Raw genomic sequence first — 19,724 nt, forward strand, 5'->3', positions numbered from 1 at the left:
CATATGTTACACTGTTTTAAACCAGGCGATCAAAAACATTTTACCCGTGTAGTGCGCGAAGAAGATTGCGCTGCATTTGACAGTGGCGCTGTACACCCCGTGTACAGCACATTTGCGCTGGCGCGTGATGCGGAATGGTGCTGCCGTTTATTTGTGCTGGATATGAAGGAAGCAGATGAAGAAGGTATTGGCACCATGCTTACCGTACAACATCATGCACCGGCCAAAGCGGGCAGCATTGTGGATTTTACGGCCACTATTGTACAATTGCAGACACATACTATTGTATGCAGGTATGAGGCAAAAGTGGGCAACCTGGTTATTGCTACTGGTGAACAGGGACAAAAAGTGCTTAAAAAAGAGAAACTTCAAAAACTATTTGAGTTATAAACGTCACTTTTGGCAGTTAAAATTGATCCTAATCCCTTCTTTTCTGTACCGCTATATTACACTGAATATCAACCAGATACAACGTATCAAAACATCCTTTTAACAAAATTTTATTATAACGGTTTCTTAATCTGGCACAAAACGGAACAGCTTTTGAATTACACTATCCGAACCAAAAGTTTTATACCATGTCTAAGAATAGTTTAGAGTTTGTAAAGCAAAACATCCAGGAATTAGCTATTGGTAATTATTCCAGTTATCCGCAAGATTATGATCCTGTAAAACAGGAGACCAGCAATAATATCCAGTCATTAGCCAAAGGTTATTGGGATGTGCGTGATATGAAAGAAGTAGAACGTGATGAAAAATTAAACATCCACCTGGATGATTATATTGAATGGTCACGTGAAGCTTACCAGGATTTTATAGCACAGGATGTAAACGCATTAAACTAAGTATCTTTTTCTCTTGAAGGATAGGGCCGTCCCGGGTATTGCGCCTGGGACGGCTTTATTTTTGTTGTTATCCCTGTGGTATAACAGCAACCTCCGTTTGATAAAGCATTCCGCTATGCAGGCATTTAACATCAATATTGCACAACCCGTATTGGATAACTTAATGCAAAAGCTGCAGCTGCTACGCTGGCCGGATGAGGTGCAGCATGCCGGCTGGGAGTATGGAACAAACCTCAGCTATATGCAGGAGCTGGCAGCCTACTGGCAACAGCAATATAACTGGCGCCAACAGGAAGCAGCGCTCAACCGCTTCCCTCATTTTAAAACCCTCATTGACGGAAAAGATATTCATTTCATTTATGCACGGGGCAAAGGCCCCCATCCTGTTCCCATTATTATTACCCATGGCTGGCCGGGCTCTTTTTATGAGCTGCTGAAAATTGTTCCCCTGCTCACGGACGGTACAGATCTTTGCTTTGATGTAATTATCCCCTCAATACCCGGTTTCGGTTTTTCCGCCCGCCCGCAGGAGCCTGGCTGGACGCTGGAAAAAACCGCACACCTGTGGCATAAATTAATGACCGCTGTATTGGGCTATTCCCGCTATGCCGCCAGTGGCACAGATTTCGGCAGTGGCATTACCCGGTATCTGGCGCTGCATTATCCACAACAGCTTAGCGGCATTTATCTTTCTTATGTTGGATTTCCGGATTTTAATGCAGATCAGTCAGACCTTACTGCAGCAGAACAGGCTTATCTGAAAGAACGGCAGCAATGGATGAAACGCGAAGGCGGGTATGCCATGATACAAAGCACCAAACCGCAAACACTTTCCTACGCGTTAAATGATTCACCATTGGGATTAGCCGCCTGGCTCATTGAAAAATTTCAATCGCTGAGTGATTGTAATGGTGCTGTTGAAACACGCTTCACCAAAGATGAGTTGTTGACCAATATTATGATCTATTGGGTTACGGAAACCATTCCTTCCTCCATACGCACCTATTATGAAAATGCGCGGATACCGCCGCCGCTTAAAAAAGGTGAACGGATTGAAGTGCCGGCAGGCATCGGCCTTTTTAATGGTAATAAGCCACCGATTGAATGGGTGGAGCGCAGCCTGAATGTACAACATTGGACAGATATGCCCCGTGGCGGCCACTTTGCCGCGATGGAAGAACCGGAGTTGCTGGCAGCTGATATGCAGCTGTTTTTCCAGGCCATAAAAAACGAAGGATAAATACTATAACCCCAGCGCTGCTTTTAACCTGGGATAACCTGTTTTACTTACCGGCACCTTAGCGCCGGTTCTTAAGATGGCCAGGTGATTTTCTTTTTCATACGGCTCTATCCGGGTAACCTGGTTCACATTCAGCATGTAAGAACGGTGCACGCGGGCAAACTGCTGCGGGTCCAGCGTTTGCTCAAAAAAGCTCATGGTCTTATTCTTCAGGAAAGCACCTTCCTGGGTAATGATCTTCACATAATCATCTGCCGCTTCCAGGTAATGCACATCCTGAACGGGAATAATTTTGATCTTACCATTGATCTTTACCACAATACGGTTACTCTGCAAAGGCGATGCAGCAGCGGTTTCCAGCAGCTGTGTGGTTTGCTGCGGGGCAGCTGCCGGCGTAGCGGTAGTTTTATTACCTAACCATTTTTGCAATGCTTTTTCAAAGCGGTCTTTTGAAAAAGGTTTTAACAGGTAGTCTATTGCATTCACCTCAAAAGCGCGGATAGCATGTTCTTCAAAAGCCGTGGTAAAGATCACGGCAGGCATCTCTTCTACCAGCTCCAGCATTTCAAAGCCATTGATCTTGGGCATCTGCACATCCAGGAAAATAATATCCGGCTGGTGCTGCTGAATAGCTTTCAGCCCTTCAAAACCATCATTACATTCCTGTAATACCTGTACTTCCGGGAAGCCCATTAAATATTCCAATACTACAGCGCGGGCCAAAGGCTCATCATCAATTATGATTGCTTTTATCATGTGGTTGTGGTACTTTAATTAAGGTAGTAAAGATCTGGTCATCGGAGCTGATTTCCAGCAGGTCCTGCCGGGCAAACAGCAGGTATAGCCTGCGCCGTATGGAGCTTAATCCAAAACCGGTGCCCCGGTGCGGCTGCTGCAAAGCGCTGTCATACGGGTTTTGTACCTGCACATACAGCATATCCTGCTGTACCCAGGCTTTTATAGTAATGGTAATGGCCTCCGTGGTATCATACAAACCGTATTTAATGGCGTTTTCTACCACCGGTTGTAATAACATGGGCGGCATTACCAGCTGTTGTGTGTTTTCATCGGCCACTACTTCGGTTGATAAACGATGCCCGAAGCGCACCTTTTCAATATCAAGATACCATTGCAGATACTGCAGCTCTTCCGGCAGCGCTATCCATTGCTGGTCTTCTCTTTTTAAAGTACCCCGCAAAAAGTCAGACAGCTTCAGCACCATTTCCCTGGCTTGCTGCGGGCGTAATACGATCAGGGCATTAATGGAGTTCAGGCTGTTAAACAAAAAGTGCGGCTGTAATTGCTGCCGCAGCTTGTATAGCTCTGCCTCCCGCGATAAACGTTCCGTAGCTTCCCGGCGTTCCAGCGCTTCCTGCTGCTCTGCCATGTCATACATCAGCAGGGCGCGCAGGCCCATGCTGGTGATCACTAACCAGGCTACCAGGAAGTGTATAGGCACTGCTGCGTTTAGCCATTGCAGGTAGGCATGGTCTGCCTGGAAAAAATATTTTAACCAGCAGGTGGTAACCGCCATCCAGATACCCGTTAACACCGTGCTGTAACAAAGTACAAACAGGTATTTACCTTTCGCCGGCCGGTAATAACCCAGGTTATGTGCTATAATGGCCACCGCAGTGCCTAGTAGCAGGGTATGCACGGCACTGTCGGCCCAGGCATTAATGGTTGCCAGCTTAAACCACTGTATCAGCAGCACGCCATACAATAACAGGAACACGTAGGTGGTTACTGCTATAGTCCAGCGGAAGTACTTGTCTGATAAAGGGCGTTTTATCACAGTGGTTGTTTGTAATTAATTCTTAATTATTAATCTCAATAAAGCGGGGCTCCTGCAGCTGCGCAGATTTCATCTGCAGCCATGCTACATAAGCATTAGCATCCGACGGTTCTTCAATACGGGAATACAGCTCCATACCGTCAGACAGCTGATCCAGCGTAAACAGCTCCGGTACATTAATGAACTTCCATTCAACCAGCTCTTGTTTCTGGTTACGGAATGCATATTGTTCCTGCTGTCCTATTTCGCGGGCCTTTTGTGCGGCCTCCTGTTTTGTTTCTGCACTGATCAGGCGCAATTGCTCATCGAACTGCGGCATGTGGTTGCCACTGCCACAAATGATCTGGTACACGATTTTTGCTACAAACCAACGCATACAAATTCAATTTAAAAGGGTTTAGAATGGTACAATACAGAATATAGGTTACTGGCTTAATAACTCTTAATATCTATGCCGCCAAATACACAGATACCTTTGATCAACAGCTTTTTATCGGGGTTGGGGGCCAGCAGCTCAATGGCGCGCTTATCCTCTACCCCGCCAAAGATGGTGTTTACTTCTATTTTCACGTCCCAGTTGGAAGGTACTATCATCTCAACGCCCCCGAAAATGGCCGTGGCATCTATTACAACCGTGCCGGTAAAATCCGCCTGGGTAAGGTTAACCTCAGAACCGCCAAAGATGGAAGTAATATCACCTCCCTGGAAATTCTTGGATAATACGATCCGGTTATCGCCCCCGAAAACGGCCAGGGCATTCAGGAAATCTTCTGAGTTCTGTCCCACTACGGTTTCCTGGTAAGAGCCGGCATTCCAGCGCCGCCTGTCTTCCCGCCACTGCTTCCTATCCCCCTCCTGCAGGTAACGCTGCGGATGGTTATGGGAAGGACGTTTCGTAAGCATATATACCCCAATAACCACCAGCACTAAAGGCCAGCCATAACGGGGAAAGTCAAAATCCCAATGAATGATCTCTTCGGAAAGAAAAATACCGCCGATCAGCATCATAATAAACCAGGGGCCCCCCCGGAATTTATGCTTGATGGCTACAACGAGGCCCAGGAGTATCAGAAGCACTTTCCAGGAAAATACCCAGGAAGGCACATTCAGGTGCAGGTTCTGTAAGAAGAGGAACATACCCACCACAATAAACACTAAGCCACCCCATATGCCCTTGCTTCTTCTATGTATGATATTTTGATTTTGATTTTCCATTACTGTAAGATTGTGATGTAAAAGTATTACGGGGACGCGGGTACATCAAATGGATTTAGGCTAAAAATAGAGGAGTTCCGGTAAACGGTGGCAAAAGACCGGTGAAAATAATTTGCATGCACTTTTGTTTTACATTTAGCCTGTAAACGTTATAACCATGCATAAGTTCTTTTCCGTACGCGCCCGGGAGATCCAAGACCTGGAAAGCCAGGTAAATACCTTCTTAACCAATAACCCTGATATTGTGATCGTTACCTCCAACCAATCCCTGGTGCCGGTAGGCGACACACAGGATATCCTGTACTCCATTATTTATAAGGAAGCGCCCAAACCTACCCGTATTGGCCGCCTGGGGCAGGACTGATAAGCGCCCGGGCAGCCGTAAAACAGGCAATGATCTGCCAGAGCTAAATACCACCCCTTCCAGAGGGTGTTTTACAGGTTGTTTGCACCGCCCATCCCGGTGCATTGTCTAAAATCGTCTGCCTGAAATGTAAAATCGGTGTACCTTTGCGCTCGATTATTTCACTAAAGTCACTGTTTTATGCCGGCAGAAAAGATCATAATGACCAATGGGCAGTTAAAGGTTCCCGACCATTGTATTATTCCATTTATTGAAGGTGACGGGATTGGTCCCGACATTTGGCGGGCCAGCGTACGCGTATTTGACGCCGCCGTAGCCAAAGTGTATGATAATAAACGGAAAATTGAATGGAAGGAAGTACTGGCGGGCGAAAAAGCCTTCCAGGCTACCGGTGAATGGTTACCTAAAGCCACCCTGGATGCTTTTAAGGAATACCTGATCTCAATAAAAGGGCCTTTGACCACGCCGGTAGGCGGCGGCATCCGCCCCCTGAATGTGGCCATGCGCCAGGAGCTGGATCTTTACGCCTGTGTACGCCCCGTACGCTGGTTCAATAAAGTGCCTTCCCCGCTGAAACATCCTGAGAACGTGAACATGGTGATCTTCCGCGAGACCACCGAAGATATTTATGCCGGCATTGAATATATGTACGGTACTCCTGAAGCTGATAAGCTGCTGCGCTTTTTGCAGAACGATCTGGGCGTAAAGAATATCCGCTTCCCGGAAACTTCTTCCCTGGGCATTAAACCCGTATCCAAAGAAGGTTCTGAAAGACTGATCCGCTCCGCCATTAAATATGCCATTGAAAATAAACAGTCTTCTGTAAGCCTGGTACACAAAGGCGATATCATGAAGTTTACAGAAGGCGGCTTTAAGAACTGGGGTTATGAGCTGGCCAAACGCGAGTTTGGTGATTTCGTATATACCTGGGAGGAGTGGGAAACCACTAAAAAAGCACAGGGCGAAGAAGAAGCCAACAAACAAATGAACATTGCCCTGGCACATAACAAAATACTGATCAAAGACGTAATTGCCGATAACTTCCTGCAGCAGATCTTACTGGCCCCGCAGGATTATACCGTGGTGGCTACCCTGAACCTGAACGGCGATTATATTTCCGATGCAGCAGCAGCAGCCGTAGGCGGTATAGGCATTGCCCCCGGCGCCAACATTAACTATGTAACCGGCCACGCTGTATTTGAAGCTACCCATGGCACTGCCCCGCGCTTTGCCAATACCAATAGCATGAACCCCAGCTCCGTAATACTAAGCGGCGTAATGATGCTGGAATACATGGGCTGGAAAGAGGCCGCAGACATTATTGTACATGGCCTGAGCACCGCTATTATGCGCAAACGGGTAACCATCGACTTCTATAAGCTGATGGATGATGCCACCCTGGTGTCTACGAGTGAGTTTGCAGATGAAATCATAAAACAGATGTAATAAAGCGTAAAGCATAAAGGATAAGGCAAAAAGCTGAATGAATAATTTATTAACAAGCTTTTTGCTTTATCCTTTTATCTTTTTGCTAATTTGGATTTTATACCACGTTATAGTAATTTCCGGGTTTATCTTATTGAGCAACCATAGATAACCTTAATTAAAAACAATACCTGAAATGGCAGAAAAGATCAAAGTCGCAAATCCGGTAGTAGAACTGGATGGAGATGAGATGACACGGATCATCTGGAAATTCATTAAAGACAAACTGATACTTCCCTACCTGGATGTTGATATCAAATACTACGACCTGGGCGTTGAATACCGCGATCAGACCAATGACCAGGTAACCGTAGATGCCGCTAACGCGATCAGACAGTACGGCGTTGGTATCAAATGCGCTACCATTACCCCCGATGAAGCCCGTGTAAAGGAGTTTAACCTGAAACAAATGTGGAAATCGCCCAACGGCACTATCCGTAATATCCTGGATGGTACTGTATTCCGCGAGCCCATTGTAATGAAGAACGTTCCCCGCCTGGTGCCCAACTGGACAGCCCCTATTTGCATAGGCCGTCACGCATTCGGCGACCAGTACCGCGCTACCGACTTTGTAACCAAAGGTAAAGGCAAACTGACCATCACTTTTGAAGGTGAGAACGGCGAAAAGATCCAGCACGAAGTATATAACTTCAAAGGCGATGGCGTAGCCCTGGCTATGTACAACACCGATGAATCTATTAAAGGTTTTGCACGCGCCTGCTTTAACCAGGCCCTGTTAAAACAATGGCCGCTGTACCTGAGCACCAAGAACACCATCCTGAAAAAATACGATGGCCGTTTCAAGGATATCTTTGAAGAGATCTACGAAAACGAATTCAAAGCTGAATTTGAAAAACATAAGCTGGTGTATGAGCACCGCCTCATAGATGACATGGTGGCCAGCGCCCTGAAATGGAACGGTAACTTTGTATGGGCCTGTAAGAACTACGATGGCGACGTACAATCAGATACCGTTGCACAAGGTTTTGGCTCCCTGGGTCTCATGACCTCTACCCTGGTTACGCCGGATGGTAAAACCATGGAAGCAGAAGCTGCCCACGGTACCGTAACCCGCCACTACCGCGATCACCAGGCTGGTAAGCCTACCTCTACCAACCCCATTGCCTCCATCTTCGCATGGACCCGTGGCCTTGAATTCCGTGGCCGCCTGGATAACAACCAGCCGCTGATAGATTTCTGCCAGGCATTGGAGCAGGTTTGTATTGAAGTAGTGGAAAGCGGTAAAATGACCAAGGACCTTGCTGTATGTATCCACGGTAATAAAGTGGAGCATGGCAAACACTTCCTGTATACAGAAGAGTTCCTGGAAGAGCTGAACACTGCTCTGAAAGCTAAACTGAAGAAATAATTGAACGCATTGGTTCAACCTATAAAATGTCCTGTACCCGCAAGGTGCAGGACATTTGTTTAACACCCCTGCCCTATGAAATATACTTTACTTTTTCTGCTGCCCCTTACGATGCTGGCCTATGCCTGCCAGCCCTCCGGTGCTAACGGCCACGCCGCCACGCAGGATACTGTTGCCACTGTAAGCACCACACCGGATAGCAGCGCCCCACAACTTACGGCAGCGCGGGATACCAGCCTTGCTGATACTGTTGCTGCAGAAGATCAACCCTATGCAGATTATTACATTGTAGTAGCAGATACCGGCTTCAGTTACCAACCGTTACAGGCTAAGCTACTGCAGCTGAAAGCCGCTACCCACCTGGAAGTAGACAGTATGGGCCGTTATTATAATCCGCAGAAAAAACGCATTGTATTACCGGATGATGATGAAGATGAGATCTATGCCGGTGAATATTATCCCCGCCGGGAGCCAGGTGAATACCTTAGCCTGGAATACCTTTATGTGTACTCCCGTAACACAGAAGACAGCACCCTGGCCCTTATCAGCGGTATTTACGCAGATGAGGCAAGCGCCAATGCAGCACTACCGGCCATTAAAGCGCAGGTACCCGGCGCCTTTGTGATGAAGGGAAGCGTGTATATTGGGTGTATGCATTAGAGAGCATAAAGCTCAAAGCAAAAAGCATAAAGCTCCTGCAATCGCTGCATTAGCTTTATGCTTTTTGCTTTATCCTTTCAGCTTCTAAAAGCCTATCTTCTTCTTCAACACCTTATCCTCCCCATAAATATCATCGTAAAAAAGCAGGTGATCATCCTGCGCGCCGGCAGTAAAATAGCGGATGTAAATAGGGATGCGGCTAACGGGGATCTGTTTCTTTTCCTGCATGGCCAGCCAGGTACGTACACTGTCACGCAAAGTATTCTTATAAGAAGTATCGTCTTTTATCAGGTACATAGCCAGGCTATCCCACTTTTGCACGCGTACACAGCCATGGCTCAGTGCGCGGAAGGCATTGCGGAACAGGCCGCGGTTATTGGTGTCATGCAGGTACACACTGTACTTGTTCATGAAATTAAATTTCATGATGCCTAATGAATTATCTTCCCCGTCCATCTGCCGCAATACATAAGGGAAATGGCCCCTATGCAGCTGCATCCAGTCAATGGTAGTAGGGTCTACGGCATTGCCATCCTTATCTATTACTTCCAGGTTTTTGCTGGCCAGGTAATTCACATCTTTACGTATAGCCGGCAGCATTTCCTTAAACACAATACTGTAAGGCACGCGCCAGTAAGGGTACATTACAAAGTTGGCCATGCGCGAATTAAGCAAAGGCGTACGGGTCTTGGGCGTACCCACTATTACCCGTGATTCCAGGGCCACTGCCCCGCTATCCATTACCTCCAGCTCAAAGGCCGGCACATTCACCATTATATAACATTTAGGCAGGGTATCCGGCAGCTTACGCCAGCGGTCCAGGTTCAGGGCCACCTGCACTTCCCAGTCGTGCAGCGAGCGGTTCAGCATTTCCCGCGTTTTTTTACCTGCTACCCCATCCGGGTATAAATTAAATGCCTTTTGAAATGCTTTAATGCCATCTTTCAGTAAGATAGTATCGCCCGGGCGGCCGCTGGTATCAACAAAACCGCCTTGCACCAGCCGGTTTAGCAGCAGCTGTTTAAAGGCAAGGGTGTCTGTATAGTTCTCCGGTATGGCATTCCAGCGTTTGCTGCCATAGGTTTTGCGAAAGTTAAGCAGGCCTTGTTTCAGCGCTACATATCCTGCATGCGAAGGTTCCAGGCTGCCTAATACGGCTGCAATATTTTTTTGCTGTAATGCTTTTTGTAAAAGTGCGGTCAGTACCGTATCTGTAAAAGTAGAATCTTTGCGCAGGGTAATGCTGTCGCGCGGCGCTACCCCAAAATGCAGGTGGGTGGCCATTTTCATAAACGCGTCTGATAACATTACATCCATCTTTGCCCACTGCGCTGCATCTTTTTTCGACTCTTCACTGGTCTTAAACGTTTGCATAATAGCAGTAAGCTGCGCTGCATGGTATTGCGATGGCAGCAAGCCCTCATCCATAGCGTGTTGTACCAGGTACAACATAACATCTGCATTAGCGCTGGCCACCCCGCTGTCTGACCATTGCGGGGCATTTTGATGTTGCTGGTAAAAATATTGAAGGGCCGTGGTCATACCCTGCACACTATCTTCCATTAAACCTTTATTATCCGCCATATAATTCAGGCGGTCTGCTATGTTGCCGGTTACGGCTTCCTGCAGCTCTTTAAGGTCTTGTACGATCACACGTTCTTTGGGGGCCTTGTGGCGGCACGCTGCCAGCAAACAAACGGTTACAGCTAACAAGTAAAATAAACGATTATTACCTCTCATTGGGAAAACAGGCTCTCTTGTGATGTTTTAAAATTAAAGATTTGCAAATACTGTGCTGGGATTTTCCAGGGAGCGCGCAAAATTAGGGGGTGAAATACGCAAATTATCCGGGGAAAGATAAGGAAAAAACCATCCCTGTAATAAAAGCAGCAGTTAGGAAGTGAATAGTAAGCCTAAGCCCCTGCTCCTGTTTTACTTACAGCAATTCTTCTTCACAAAAAGCGACTGCACAAAACGTAATATACTGAGAATGGTGTGTTTCATAATTATTCCTGTTAAATAGCATCCAGCGGGCGGCGCTTCTGCTCTTTTAATTGTTTGAACTGGCTGGGAGTAAGCCCGGTTACTTTTTTAAACTGCCCGGAAAGGTGCGCTACGCTGCTATAGCCCATTTGCCCGGCTATTTCGCTCAGGTTCAGCTCATCGTACACCAGCAGCTCTTTTACCCTTTCTATTTTCTGCTGAATAATATATTGCTCAATAGTGATCTGCTCTATTTCTGAGAACAGGCTGCTGAGGTAATGATAATCTTTATGTAAACGGGTAGAGAGTAAGGAGGAGAAATTTTCTCTTAATTCAAACAGCGGGGAATGATGGATAGTTGAAATAAGAATGTTCTTAATGGCTTCTACCAGCTGCTGCTTTTTATCATCTACCAGGGGTAAGCCTTCCTTTGCCAAAGCAGCAGTAATCGATTGCAGCTGGGTAGCATCCGGTGCTGCGGCTAATACCGCTTTGCCCAGCTGTACCTCCTGCACCGGCAACCCCTCTTTTTCCAGTATGGTATGCACCACCTTTACACAGCGGGGGCATACCATATTCTTAATGTGTAATTCAAAAGTTTGCATGGCAGGTACAAAGGTAGCACATATTTGCTGTGCTACCTGAGCTCCGTTTCCTGGATACGGTCGGCCAGATCCAGTAAAAGCGACATGTTGGCGTTATAACCGCCGGCTACTTCCGGCCGGAGGTAACCATCCATATCCGGTTCATAAATAACATCGAAGCCATTTACATTTACTTTGTAGCGATGAGCATGGCCATTCAGGGGAAGTACGTCGTACCGGTTTGCATTGTGTTTGATCGTAAATGCCTTCATATGATAAAATTTTGTTTATAACCACTATCAACAAAATCTTAACAAAAGTTAAGCCAACGGTTGGTAATGGGGTTGGTTTTAGTTTGGGATCCTTAGAGATCATGAATATACGAAGAAAAGGGTATATCAGATTATTCCCCGCACATTAATTTACAAACCACCACCGCAGCCCTACGCGGATCCCGAAATTATTATACGGGTACATAGGCGCTGAAAAATTATTCATTTTCAGGAAAGTATTCAGGTTCTCTGCACGGATGTAGGCAGAGAGTGATTTTATACGGAAGTGCAGGAAAGCGGTCAGGTCCGGAAGATAGTACCGCACCTTTTGTGTATTCTGGTACACAAACTGGCCGGGCACCGGCGAGTAATCGTCCGCATAATATTCCGTGTTGTAACGGGCTTCAATACCGGTCATCAGGTTCAGGTTACTGAAAATGCGGTTTTCGTATGCAATGCGGTGGCGGGTCCAGATGGAAGGTACATTCAGCGGGCCATTGCCATGCACCTGCTGAAAAGCAAAATCCATATACCAGTTCCAGTGTTTATACCGGAAATGTTTGCTCAGCACTACCTGCAGCAGGTTAAACAACCCGCTGGACTGCGTGCTTTGCATATAACTGTCGAAATAAGTATAGTTCGTAAAAATAAAATAGTTCACCGCCAGGTTATACTTCAGCTGTTTATTATCAGCTGCAAACTGCAGCTGGGTAATGTTTTCCTTACCCAGGCCGCCATTGTACCAGCTATCCCGGCTGTAGCTGAAGAATTTGTATACATAAGAAGGCTCCCTGTTCACATTGCGGAACAGCAGGCTTACATTGCCCAGTGTTTTGTTCAGGTAACGGCTCAGCATACCGCTTACGCTATAATCGCCCACATTGCGGCCCAGCGCATACAGCTCGCCTTTGGCAGAAAAATCCCACAGGTCGTTCTTGGTTTTATTACGGTACTCCCCGTGCAGGGCCAGGTTATTGAAGTTCTGTTTTACATCATCCAGGAAATTGCCGGTAGTATGGTCAAAGCGGGCGCCCAGGTTTATAAAGTGTGCCAGGTTGCCCCGTACCGGGAACTGGATCAGCGACAGGTCATTGGAAAGCGTGCGCCACTGCTGTCTTGCGCTAATAGTGTCCCCTTCCCGGAAGGCTATCCCATAATGCTCCGTGTAATAAGTTTCACTGGGGGCATTATCGGTATACATAAAAGTATTGCCCTGTGTTTTAAAGGTGTACTGCACCCGGAACACCGGATCAAATTTGTAATACTGTGTAGTATCGTTCACGTGTATGGTATCCCCCTTGCCCCAGTCGTACTGCTGTTGTATCAGCAGGCCTGACTGGCGGTAAGATGATTTTACCGCAATGGAGGTACCAAAGAAGGAATAGGTGGGAATATCCTGGTTGCCCAGGTTTACGTTAATGGTTTTTCTTGAATTATACTTGCTGAGGCCCAGCGTATCGGCCGCAGTACCGGCCTGGCCAAAAATACCGCCATTCTCCCCCCCGTTGATCTTGTTATAATAGTAGCTCACATTTACATGGTACCGTTTGTTCTGGCTGTTGTAATTGGCCGTTACGCGGTAGTTATCATGGTTGGTGTTCTGTGTACGGAAGTAACCGGGCGAGTTGATCTTGCGGTAGTCAAATGCAAAGTTAAAGTTCTCATTCCGGTTCTGCGTATGAGATACGCCTATCATTTGCTCCTGCTGGGCGCCTACCAGGTATTGCAGCTCAGAGTAAGGGCGGGTGGTATTATAAAGGCGGGCATTTTCATGCGTAAATTCATAAATGTCGTAGGCATGAAAACCTTCATCAAAACCAGCCTGCATGCGGGGGGTGTAAATAAGGTTGCGGGCGGCATTCCCGTTATTGCCCAGGGTCATGTAACTGGCTGGTATCTGCAGGAAGTTGGCATTAAAGTCTATTACAGATGAATCCAGGCGCCTGTCCACGGGATCATTCAGGAAATGATATTTAATGGTAATGGTATCCGGCCCCAGGTTACGCTGGGAGGTATCCCGCTGCATGGTGCCGCCGCCGGAGCCGTAGTTACCAAAGCTACCGGTGTTAAATTGGGCCATTACTCCACTTACGCTTACTATCAGCAATGCCAGTATGATGAAAAAATGCCTCATTCAATAATAATATTGTGGAGCTATATGTGTCTAAAGTGATTGTATTAATTCCCTGAAGATACGCGTTAATTTGGGCGCCGCTTCAGCTGCGGCCTGCAGCACCTCTCCATGGGTGATCACATTGTCCTCTTCCCGTATACCCAGGTCCGTGATCACGCTCATGGCAAATACCTGCAATCCTGCATGAACGGCTACTATCACTTCCGGTACGGTGCTCATACCCACTGCATCGCCACCAATAATGTGCATAAACTTATACTCGGCCCTGGTTTCAAAAGTAGGGCCCTGCACGCCTACATATACGCCGGTGTGTACCGGTATATTGTTGGCAGCGGCAATTTCCTTTGCTTTGTTTATGAGGGTTTTGGCATAGGGCTCGCTCATATCCGGGAAACGGGGCCCCAGGGTATCCTGGTTACGCCCGCGCAGCGGATGTTCCGGCTGCAGATTAATATGATCGCGGATGATCATGAGGTCACCTACCTTAAAAGCAGTATTCATACCACCGGCGGCATTGGAAACCAGCAGGGTTTGTACCCCCAGCGCCTGCATTACCCTTACCGGGAAAGTAACCTGCTGCATAGAAAACCCTTCGTAATAATGGAACCGGCCGGCCATAGCCACTACCGGGCGGCCCTGCATATTACCCAGTATTAACCGGCCCTGGTGCCCTTCTACCGTAGACTCGGGAAAATGGGGAATATCGGCATAAGGGATCTCTACACGGTCGGTAATATCTTCAACCAGCCCGCCCAGGCCACTGCCCAGGATAATGCCTGCCAGCGGGCGGGTGGTGGAAAAGCCCTGTATATACTGTTTAGCAGCCGCTATTTGTTGTAATAGGTCAATCATTACGCTAAGTTGTTAGTAACGAACGTTTAAGGGTTAGCCGGCAGCTGAAAAACGCTCCCTGCCGCCAACCGTTCAGAACGGGTTACTTTTCTTGCGCGCAAAGTTATTTTTAAATTCACAAAAGCGGTGGTTTTATATTAAAATCATAATGCCCTATATATTTAAATCATAATGCCCTAATTTAGCGCCAAATTTTTGACTGATGAATTTACATGAATACCAGGCTAAAGAACTGTTGAAGAAATATAATGTACCGGTCCAGGAAGGTATTCCGGTAGATACCCCCGAGGCAGCAGCTGAAGCATACAAACAGCTGAAAGTGCAATTTGGTAATGAGTTTGCGGTTGTAAAAGCGCAGATCCATGCCGGTGGACGCGGTAAAGGAAAGATCCGCGGAACAGAGCAGAACGGTGTGAAAGTGGGTAAAAATTCAGAAGATATCAAAACCATTGCCGGTAATATACTGGGCGGCGTACTGGTAACCATACAAACAGGTGCTGCCGGTAAGCTGGTAAATAAGGTGCTGGTGGCGCAGGATGTTTATTATCCCGGCCCCAACCCCATTAAGGAACTGTACCTGTCCATACTGCTGGACCGTGCTACAGGCCAGAACGTGATCATCTACTCCACAGAAGGGGGTATGGATATAGAAGAAGTGGCACACAACACGCCTGATAAAATATTTAAGGAGTGGGTATTCCCCGGCGGCCCGCTGCAACCGTTCCAGGCCCGCAAAATTGCTTTTAACTTCGGTTTAAGCGGCGAGGCTTTCAAGAACATGGTGAAATTTGTGACCAGCCTGTATAACGCCTATGTAGGTTTGGATGCCAGCCAGGTGGAAATTAACCCCCTGTTTAAAACCAGCGATGAAAAGATTATTGCGGTGGATTGTAAAATGATCCTGGACGATAACGCCCTGATGCGCCACCCTGAGCTGGAAGGCCTGCGCGATATCACAGAAGAAGATCCGACCGAAGTAGAAGCCAGCAAATTTAACCTGAACTTTGTTAAGCTGGACGGCAACGTAGGCTGTATGGTGAACGGCGCCGGCCTGGCCATGGCTTCCATGGATATGATCCAATTAAGTGGTGGCGAGCCCGCCCACTTCCTGGACGTAGGTGGTACTGCCAATGCCCAGACAGTGGAAGCCGGTTTCCGCATTATCCTCAAAGATCCCAAGGTAAAGGCTATCCTGATCAATATCTTTGGCGGTATTGTACGCTGGGACCGTGTGGCCCAGGGGGTAATTGATGCTTACCAGTCTATTGGTAACATTAAGGTACCCATTATTGTGCGCCTGCAGGGTACCAATGCAGAAGAAGCTAAAAAGCTGATAGAAGAAAGCGGTTTGAAAGTACAATCTGCTATCCTGTTAAGCGAAGCTGCTGCACTGGTGAATAAAGCCGTTAGCGCCTAATACTCAATAACGAATTGTCAATTACGAATTACGAATAGATCAAAGCGATTTGACCGGTTTGTAATTCGTAATTTTTTTTGTGCCATGCTGTTCTTTATTTTTCTTCCATCTTCTTCATTATATCCCAATTCATAACACTCCGCACTACCCCATTCGTAATTATTCATGAATGCTTCGCATTTCGTAATTGCCAATTCGTAATTAATTAATTTTCCTACCTTAGCAGTCCATCCTTTTATATACCCTGCCATCCGCGGGTAGGCGGACTTTTATACCTTTTTAAAGTCTGAGTAATGCAACGTTTAAGAGCTTTCTTTTTATTCTGCGCAGGAGCGCATGTGCCTATGTTAAAACGGGCGCCGGTAGAAACCAATAAATACGCCGGTATCGGGGGCACCATCTTTTTCACCGGCGTGCTGGCCGCTATTTCTGCCGGTTATGCTTTGTGGACCGTGTTCAATGAGCTTTGGGCTACACTGTTATTCGGCCTGCTATGGGGCCTCATGATCTTTAACCTGGACCGCTACATTGTGTCCAGTATGAAAAAGCGCGATAATTTCTGGCTGGAGTTCCGCATGGCCCTGCCCCGCCTAGTGCTGGCCATATTAATAGCCGTGGTGATCTCAAAACCACTGGAGCTGAAAATATTTGATAAAGAGATCCAGGCAGAGTTGATCACCATGGAACAGCAGGTGTTCAAAACCCAGGAAGACCAGGTGCAGGTACGTTACCAGGCCCGCATTAATGAACTAAAGGCCAGCATTGCGCTGCTGAATACAGAGATCAGCCAGCAGGCGGCCCGCAGGGATACGCTGGCATTACTGGCGCAGCAGGAGGCCGACGGTACCGGCGGCTCCCGCATCCGCAACCTGGGCCCTATTTACAAGGCCAAGAAAGCAGATGCAGATACCGCCGCCGCACAGCTGCAGGCTATTACCATCCGCAATCAGCAACGTATTAATGAATACCAGCAGCAGCTGCAATCCGTAGACAGCGCTATGAAAGCCAGCATTCCACTACGCAGCCGGCTGGACGGGCTGGCCTCCCGGCTGGATGCCCTGGGCCGCCTTACCGCCCGCAGCACACCAATACGCTGGGCCAACTGGTTTATTATGCTGCTGTTCATTGCCATAGAATGTGCGCCGGTGTTTGTAAAGCTCATCTCGCCCCGCGGCCCGTATGATGATCTGCTGCAGGAGCATGAGCATGCGTTTGAGATACACCGCAAACAAAAAATGGAATTACGGCAAATGGCCTACGAAAAGCGTATGGAACAGGAAAAGGGCGTATCCGGAGAAGGTTCACCCTATCCTGCCAGCTCCACTTCATACACAGGGCTAAACAGGTAAATGCGCCGGGTATCCACCTCCTCACAGCGGTAACGCTTGCGGATCTTTTCGCCTTTACGGAAAATGCGGCCGTCTTTGGTTTTAAACAGCTGGTGCAGGGGCAGCTGCTCTACAAAAAAATAATGCTCTTTGCGCCGGTCATAGTTCTTCAGCACCCGCATCAGGTTTTCATCCGCACAGGAGCTGGCGCCGGGGTTGTGCATACTTTGCCGCACCGCTGTTTCCACATCGGCCGGTAAAAAACCTTTACCTACAAATTGTTGCAATATTTTGGAAAACTCCTGCTTCCATTCTTTCCCGTGGGAGGCTACGCGGTTGGCATACAGCTCATACGTAACCAGGTGGGCCAGCTCATGCAGCAGGGTAATAAGAAAAGCGTATTTATTCAGGTTGCCGTTTACGCTGATGCGGTGCCCGCCCCGGCTATCAGGGTGGCGGTAATCGCCCAGCAGGCTTTTGCGCTCACGGGTAACGGTTAAATGCACCCTATGCGCGGTAATGTAGGCCATTACCGGCTCAAAGGTACCTTCCGGCAGGTATGCAGCTAATGCATGTAAGGGCGCCTCCTGCTTCACACGGGGTCAGGTTTTTCTTTTAAGCAATTGGTACAGGCTCAGTGTTTCAAGCACCGTATATACCAGGTACAGGAACATTAAGGTAAAAATGGTAGCCCGGCTTACATCCGGCCTTTTTACCAGCACATATACGGTGATGCCTATCATGCACAGGAACAGCTTACTGATGGTAGAAGCATATACCATGCGCACAAAAACCTGGTTGTTGGCTGCCGCCAGCCCCTTACGGGCCATTACATAGGAAACCCATGTGATAGCGGCCAGCACCACATTCCCCGCCAGCAGCACAGTATAGTGCATACCAGCACTTAATAGCTGAGACTTTAATAAAAAGAAAACGCCATTCAGGATGGAAAAAACTACGATCAGTCGAATAAAAAAACGGTCACTCATTCCGCCGGGTGTCTTTAATAATTTGCCACAAAAGTAGGGTTAAAGCCAGTAAAGAAAAAATGATCATTAATACAGGAAATGACCACCCGATCCATCGGTCAAGTTTATAACCAACGAATACTGCCAACCCCAATGTGGCCATCATCTGAAAAGCCAGACCGGCGTACCGTAAGAGTGTGTTACGATTACGCTTCTTCTCCGGTTGCGGCTTCTTCTGTAACGAAGGATCTTCCATTGTTTACTTCTCTGCTGCTTGCAGCGGGCGCCTCATCCGGCTCCATATAACAGCGGCCGTTAAATTTTGCGGTAGGCTCCATTTCAAAATGAGCGGTGTACACATCACCTTTTACCAGTGCATTTGATTTCAGGAACAGCAGCTCCTCTACTTTAATAATACCGGTTACACGGCCCAGTATATCAGCGCTCTGGCATACCAGGTCGCCCGTAATTTCGCCTTCCGGCCCTACTACGATCTTTGCCTTGGTAGATACCAGCCCGTTTACCTGGCCGTCAATACGAATGTCGCCTTCACAGACAATGTCCCCCTGGATAGATGTTCCACTGCCAATAATGTTCACGTTGGAAGAGGGCAGAATGGATTTGCTTTCGCCTTTAGTGCTGCGGTTGTTGTTAAACATAGGATCTTAGATTTTTATTTAGGAGGTTTTTCAATATATAGGACTGAAGATAAATAAATATTATTAATTAACCTAATAGGTACTATTGTCTACTTTAGGCACTTTTATCATTGTGGTGTCCAGCTTACCGGTAAAATCGCCATTTATCACCTGCTTAATATTGTTCAGGTACTGGTCACGCGCAATGATCGCATTCTCTAACGAATCTGTACGCATTTTTAGTTTAATGAACTCCCTTCTTTGTTTCAGATCTCCATAACCGGGAATGTAATAACGCAGGGGCGTAAATACTACCGTAGCCACTGTAATGGCCACCAGCAATACAAACAGGGTGCTAAGCGCTACATACACACTCATACGGGATAATTTAAAAGAGGTCACTTCATCATAGGTAGCATCATTCATAATCACCAGGCGGTATTTATGATGGATGCGGCCGTCCCTCCCTTTTTTATTGCGCTGTTTACCCATATTGTTTTACTCTCTCTTTACTCCGGATAAAATTAAACAATTAAATCATAAGAAGTGAAAGGTAATATGTAAATCTGAAAGAA

23 protein-coding genes are annotated in these 19,724 nt (G+C 47.2%); 9 read left to right on the forward strand and 14 right to left on the reverse strand.

Translation table 11 applies throughout. From position 1 onward, the window contains the following. The first annotated feature begins 3 nt into the window (after positions 1 to 3). The 3 genes from KVT36_RS00655 (at position 4) to KVT36_RS00665 (ending at position 2,085) form a co-directional block, all read left to right on the forward strand. Positions 4 to 390, forward strand: a complete 387-nt coding sequence (locus KVT36_RS00655) for a thioesterase family protein (RefSeq protein WP_217601578.1) — start codon at positions 4 to 6, stop codon at positions 388 to 390. 188 nt (positions 391 to 578) lie between these two features. Beyond that, complete coding sequence (locus KVT36_RS00660; protein WP_089921136.1) at positions 579 to 845, forward strand: hypothetical protein; 267 nt, start codon at positions 579 to 581, stop codon at positions 843 to 845. A 115-nt stretch (positions 846 to 960) separates the two neighbouring features. Beyond that, positions 961 to 2,085, forward strand: coding sequence for an epoxide hydrolase family protein (locus tag KVT36_RS00665; protein ID WP_217601579.1), 1,125 nt, complete (start codon positions 961 to 963; stop codon positions 2,083 to 2,085). A gap of 3 nt (positions 2,086 to 2,088) precedes the next feature. Here KVT36_RS00665 and KVT36_RS00670 read toward each other — a convergent pair whose 3' ends face one another. From KVT36_RS00670 to KVT36_RS00685, 4 genes are read right to left on the reverse strand one after another with little or no spacing between them, the layout of a single operon-like run. Next, entirely contained in the window at positions 2,089 to 2,841 is a 753-nt protein-coding gene (locus tag KVT36_RS00670; RefSeq protein ID WP_217601580.1) for a LytTR family DNA-binding domain-containing protein, read from the reverse strand. Then, positions 2,819 to 3,880, reverse strand: a complete 1,062-nt coding sequence (locus KVT36_RS33080) for a histidine kinase (protein ID WP_217601581.1) — start codon at positions 3,878 to 3,880, stop codon at positions 2,819 to 2,821. The genes KVT36_RS00670 and KVT36_RS33080 overlap by 23 nt, the downstream gene beginning before the upstream one ends. 22 nt (positions 3,881 to 3,902) lie before the next feature. After that, a complete protein-coding gene (locus KVT36_RS00680; RefSeq protein WP_217601582.1) occupies positions 3,903 to 4,256 on the reverse strand; it encodes a DUF4288 domain-containing protein in 354 nt (117 codons plus the stop codon). A 56-nt stretch (positions 4,257 to 4,312) separates the two neighbouring features. Next, entirely contained in the window at positions 4,313 to 5,095 is a 783-nt protein-coding gene (locus tag KVT36_RS00685; RefSeq protein ID WP_368669989.1) for a DUF5668 domain-containing protein, read from the reverse strand. Positions 5,096 to 5,252: 157 nt separating this feature from the next. On the opposite strand from KVT36_RS00685, the gene KVT36_RS00690 reads away from it, so the two are divergent. The 4 genes from KVT36_RS00690 to KVT36_RS00705 all read left to right on the forward strand — a co-directional run bounded on the left by KVT36_RS00690 (position 5,253) and on the right by KVT36_RS00705 (position 8,973). Beyond that, complete coding sequence (locus KVT36_RS00690) at positions 5,253 to 5,459, forward strand: hypothetical protein (protein WP_217601584.1); 207 nt, start codon at positions 5,253 to 5,255, stop codon at positions 5,457 to 5,459. Positions 5,460 to 5,639: 180 nt separating this feature from the next. Beyond that, positions 5,640 to 6,905: an NADP-dependent isocitrate dehydrogenase gene (gene icd, locus KVT36_RS00695; protein WP_217601585.1), complete on the forward strand. Its 1,266-nt coding sequence runs from the start codon at positions 5,640 to 5,642 to the stop codon at positions 6,903 to 6,905. Positions 6,906 to 7,080: 175 nt separating this feature from the next. Next, the gene (locus KVT36_RS00700; protein ID WP_089921148.1) at positions 7,081 to 8,313 is read left to right on the forward strand and encodes an NADP-dependent isocitrate dehydrogenase; all 1,233 of its coding nucleotides are present in this window, start codon (positions 7,081 to 7,083) and stop codon (positions 8,311 to 8,313) included. Between the two features lie 75 nt (positions 8,314 to 8,388). Continuing rightward, a complete protein-coding gene (locus tag KVT36_RS00705) occupies positions 8,389 to 8,973 on the forward strand; it encodes a hypothetical protein (RefSeq protein WP_217601586.1) in 585 nt (194 codons plus the stop codon). An 84-nt stretch (positions 8,974 to 9,057) separates the two neighbouring features. On the opposite strand, the gene KVT36_RS00710 is transcribed toward KVT36_RS00705, so the two are convergent. From KVT36_RS00710 to KVT36_RS00730, 5 genes are all read right to left on the reverse strand, one after another. Continuing rightward, a complete protein-coding gene (locus KVT36_RS00710; protein WP_217601587.1) occupies positions 9,058 to 10,686 on the reverse strand; it encodes a murein L,D-transpeptidase in 1,629 nt (542 codons plus the stop codon). A 302-nt stretch (positions 10,687 to 10,988) separates the two neighbouring features. Continuing rightward, positions 10,989 to 11,561, reverse strand: a complete 573-nt coding sequence (locus KVT36_RS00715; protein WP_217601588.1) for an AraC family transcriptional regulator — start codon at positions 11,559 to 11,561, stop codon at positions 10,989 to 10,991. 32 nt (positions 11,562 to 11,593) lie between these two features. Continuing rightward, positions 11,594 to 11,812: a hypothetical protein gene (locus KVT36_RS00720; protein ID WP_217601589.1), complete on the reverse strand. Its 219-nt coding sequence runs from the start codon at positions 11,810 to 11,812 to the stop codon at positions 11,594 to 11,596. A gap of 145 nt (positions 11,813 to 11,957) precedes the next feature. Next, on the reverse strand, positions 11,958 to 13,946 hold the full coding sequence (locus KVT36_RS00725) for a putative porin (protein WP_217601590.1): 1,989 nt from the start codon (positions 13,944 to 13,946) through the stop codon (positions 11,958 to 11,960). Positions 13,947 to 13,976: 30 nt separating this feature from the next. Beyond that, positions 13,977 to 14,798: a purine-nucleoside phosphorylase gene (locus KVT36_RS00730; RefSeq protein ID WP_217601591.1), complete on the reverse strand. Its 822-nt coding sequence runs from the start codon at positions 14,796 to 14,798 to the stop codon at positions 13,977 to 13,979. 202 nt (positions 14,799 to 15,000) lie between these two features. Here KVT36_RS00730 and sucC point away from each other — a divergent pair, with 202 nt between their 5' ends. Continuing rightward, positions 15,001 to 16,215, forward strand: a complete 1,215-nt coding sequence (gene sucC, locus KVT36_RS00735; RefSeq protein ID WP_217601592.1) for an ADP-forming succinate--CoA ligase subunit beta — start codon at positions 15,001 to 15,003, stop codon at positions 16,213 to 16,215. Positions 16,216 to 16,508: 293 nt separating this feature from the next. Further along, positions 16,509 to 17,564, forward strand: coding sequence for a DUF4407 domain-containing protein (locus KVT36_RS00740; RefSeq protein ID WP_217601593.1), 1,056 nt, complete (start codon positions 16,509 to 16,511; stop codon positions 17,562 to 17,564). On the opposite strand, the gene KVT36_RS00745 is transcribed toward KVT36_RS00740, so the two are convergent. From KVT36_RS00745 to KVT36_RS00765, 5 genes are all read right to left on the reverse strand, one after another. Beyond that, on the reverse strand, positions 17,522 to 18,139 hold the full coding sequence (locus KVT36_RS00745) for a SprT-like domain-containing protein (protein ID WP_368669990.1): 618 nt from the start codon (positions 18,137 to 18,139) through the stop codon (positions 17,522 to 17,524). The genes KVT36_RS00740 and KVT36_RS00745 overlap by 43 nt on opposite strands. 6 nt (positions 18,140 to 18,145) lie before the next feature. Beyond that, a complete protein-coding gene (locus KVT36_RS00750; RefSeq protein WP_217601594.1) occupies positions 18,146 to 18,532 on the reverse strand; it encodes a hypothetical protein in 387 nt (128 codons plus the stop codon). Beyond that, complete coding sequence (locus tag KVT36_RS33085) at positions 18,525 to 18,767, reverse strand: AtpZ/AtpI family protein (RefSeq protein ID WP_217601595.1); 243 nt, start codon at positions 18,765 to 18,767, stop codon at positions 18,525 to 18,527. Before KVT36_RS33085 ends, KVT36_RS00750 begins: the two co-directional genes overlap by 8 nt. Beyond that, the gene (locus KVT36_RS00760) at positions 18,718 to 19,170 is read right to left on the reverse strand and encodes a polymer-forming cytoskeletal protein (RefSeq protein WP_217601596.1); all 453 of its coding nucleotides are present in this window, start codon (positions 19,168 to 19,170) and stop codon (positions 18,718 to 18,720) included. The genes KVT36_RS33085 and KVT36_RS00760 overlap by 50 nt, the downstream gene beginning before the upstream one ends. 72 nt (positions 19,171 to 19,242) lie before the next feature. Further along, the gene (locus KVT36_RS00765) at positions 19,243 to 19,641 is read right to left on the reverse strand and encodes a hypothetical protein (protein ID WP_089921168.1); all 399 of its coding nucleotides are present in this window, start codon (positions 19,639 to 19,641) and stop codon (positions 19,243 to 19,245) included. Between the last annotated feature and the right edge of the window lie 83 nt (positions 19,642 to 19,724).

Origin of the sequence: Chitinophaga sp. GbtcB8 (assembly GCF_019091455.1) — a bacterium.
Lineage (GTDB): Bacteria > Bacteroidota > Bacteroidia > Chitinophagales > Chitinophagaceae > Chitinophaga.

What these genes read in the sequence shown, in the direction of transcription:
- KVT36_RS00655 (WP_217601578.1), top strand. Translation starts at nt 4, where the DNA reads ATGTTACACTGTTTTAAACCAGGCGATCAAAAACATTTTACCCGTGTA.
- KVT36_RS00660 (WP_089921136.1), top strand. Translation starts at nt 579, where the DNA reads ATGTCTAAGAATAGTTTAGAGTTTGTAAAGCAAAACATCCAGGAATTA.
- KVT36_RS00665 (WP_217601579.1), top strand. Translation starts at nt 961, where the DNA reads ATGCAGGCATTTAACATCAATATTGCACAACCCGTATTGGATAACTTA.
- KVT36_RS00670 (WP_217601580.1), bottom strand. Translation starts at nt 2,841, where the DNA reads ATGATAAAAGCAATCATAATTGATGATGAGCCTTTGGCCCGCGCTGTA.
- KVT36_RS00680 (WP_217601582.1), bottom strand. Translation starts at nt 4,256, where the DNA reads ATGCGTTGGTTTGTAGCAAAAATCGTGTACCAGATCATTTGTGGCAGT.
- KVT36_RS00685 (WP_368669989.1), bottom strand. Translation starts at nt 5,095, where the DNA reads ATGGAAAATCAAAATCAAAATATCATACATAGAAGAAGCAAGGGCATA.
- KVT36_RS00690 (WP_217601584.1), top strand. Translation starts at nt 5,253, where the DNA reads ATGCATAAGTTCTTTTCCGTACGCGCCCGGGAGATCCAAGACCTGGAA.
- icd (WP_217601585.1), top strand. Translation starts at nt 5,640, where the DNA reads ATGCCGGCAGAAAAGATCATAATGACCAATGGGCAGTTAAAGGTTCCC.
- KVT36_RS00700 (WP_089921148.1), top strand. Translation starts at nt 7,081, where the DNA reads ATGGCAGAAAAGATCAAAGTCGCAAATCCGGTAGTAGAACTGGATGGA.
- KVT36_RS00705 (WP_217601586.1), top strand. Translation starts at nt 8,389, where the DNA reads ATGAAATATACTTTACTTTTTCTGCTGCCCCTTACGATGCTGGCCTAT.
- KVT36_RS00715 (WP_217601588.1), bottom strand. Translation starts at nt 11,561, where the DNA reads ATGCAAACTTTTGAATTACACATTAAGAATATGGTATGCCCCCGCTGT.
- KVT36_RS00720 (WP_217601589.1), bottom strand. Translation starts at nt 11,812, where the DNA reads ATGAAGGCATTTACGATCAAACACAATGCAAACCGGTACGACGTACTT.
- KVT36_RS00725 (WP_217601590.1), bottom strand. Translation starts at nt 13,946, where the DNA reads ATGAGGCATTTTTTCATCATACTGGCATTGCTGATAGTAAGCGTAAGT.
- KVT36_RS00730 (WP_217601591.1), bottom strand. Translation starts at nt 14,798, where the DNA reads ATGATTGACCTATTACAACAAATAGCGGCTGCTAAACAGTATATACAG.
- sucC (WP_217601592.1), top strand. Translation starts at nt 15,001, where the DNA reads ATGAATTTACATGAATACCAGGCTAAAGAACTGTTGAAGAAATATAAT.
- KVT36_RS00740 (WP_217601593.1), top strand. Translation starts at nt 16,509, where the DNA reads ATGCAACGTTTAAGAGCTTTCTTTTTATTCTGCGCAGGAGCGCATGTG.
- KVT36_RS00750 (WP_217601594.1), bottom strand. Translation starts at nt 18,532, where the DNA reads ATGAGTGACCGTTTTTTTATTCGACTGATCGTAGTTTTTTCCATCCTG.
- KVT36_RS33085 (WP_217601595.1), bottom strand. Translation starts at nt 18,767, where the DNA reads ATGGAAGATCCTTCGTTACAGAAGAAGCCGCAACCGGAGAAGAAGCGT.
- KVT36_RS00760 (WP_217601596.1), bottom strand. Translation starts at nt 19,170, where the DNA reads ATGTTTAACAACAACCGCAGCACTAAAGGCGAAAGCAAATCCATTCTG.
- KVT36_RS00765 (WP_089921168.1), bottom strand. Translation starts at nt 19,641, where the DNA reads ATGGGTAAACAGCGCAATAAAAAAGGGAGGGACGGCCGCATCCATCAT.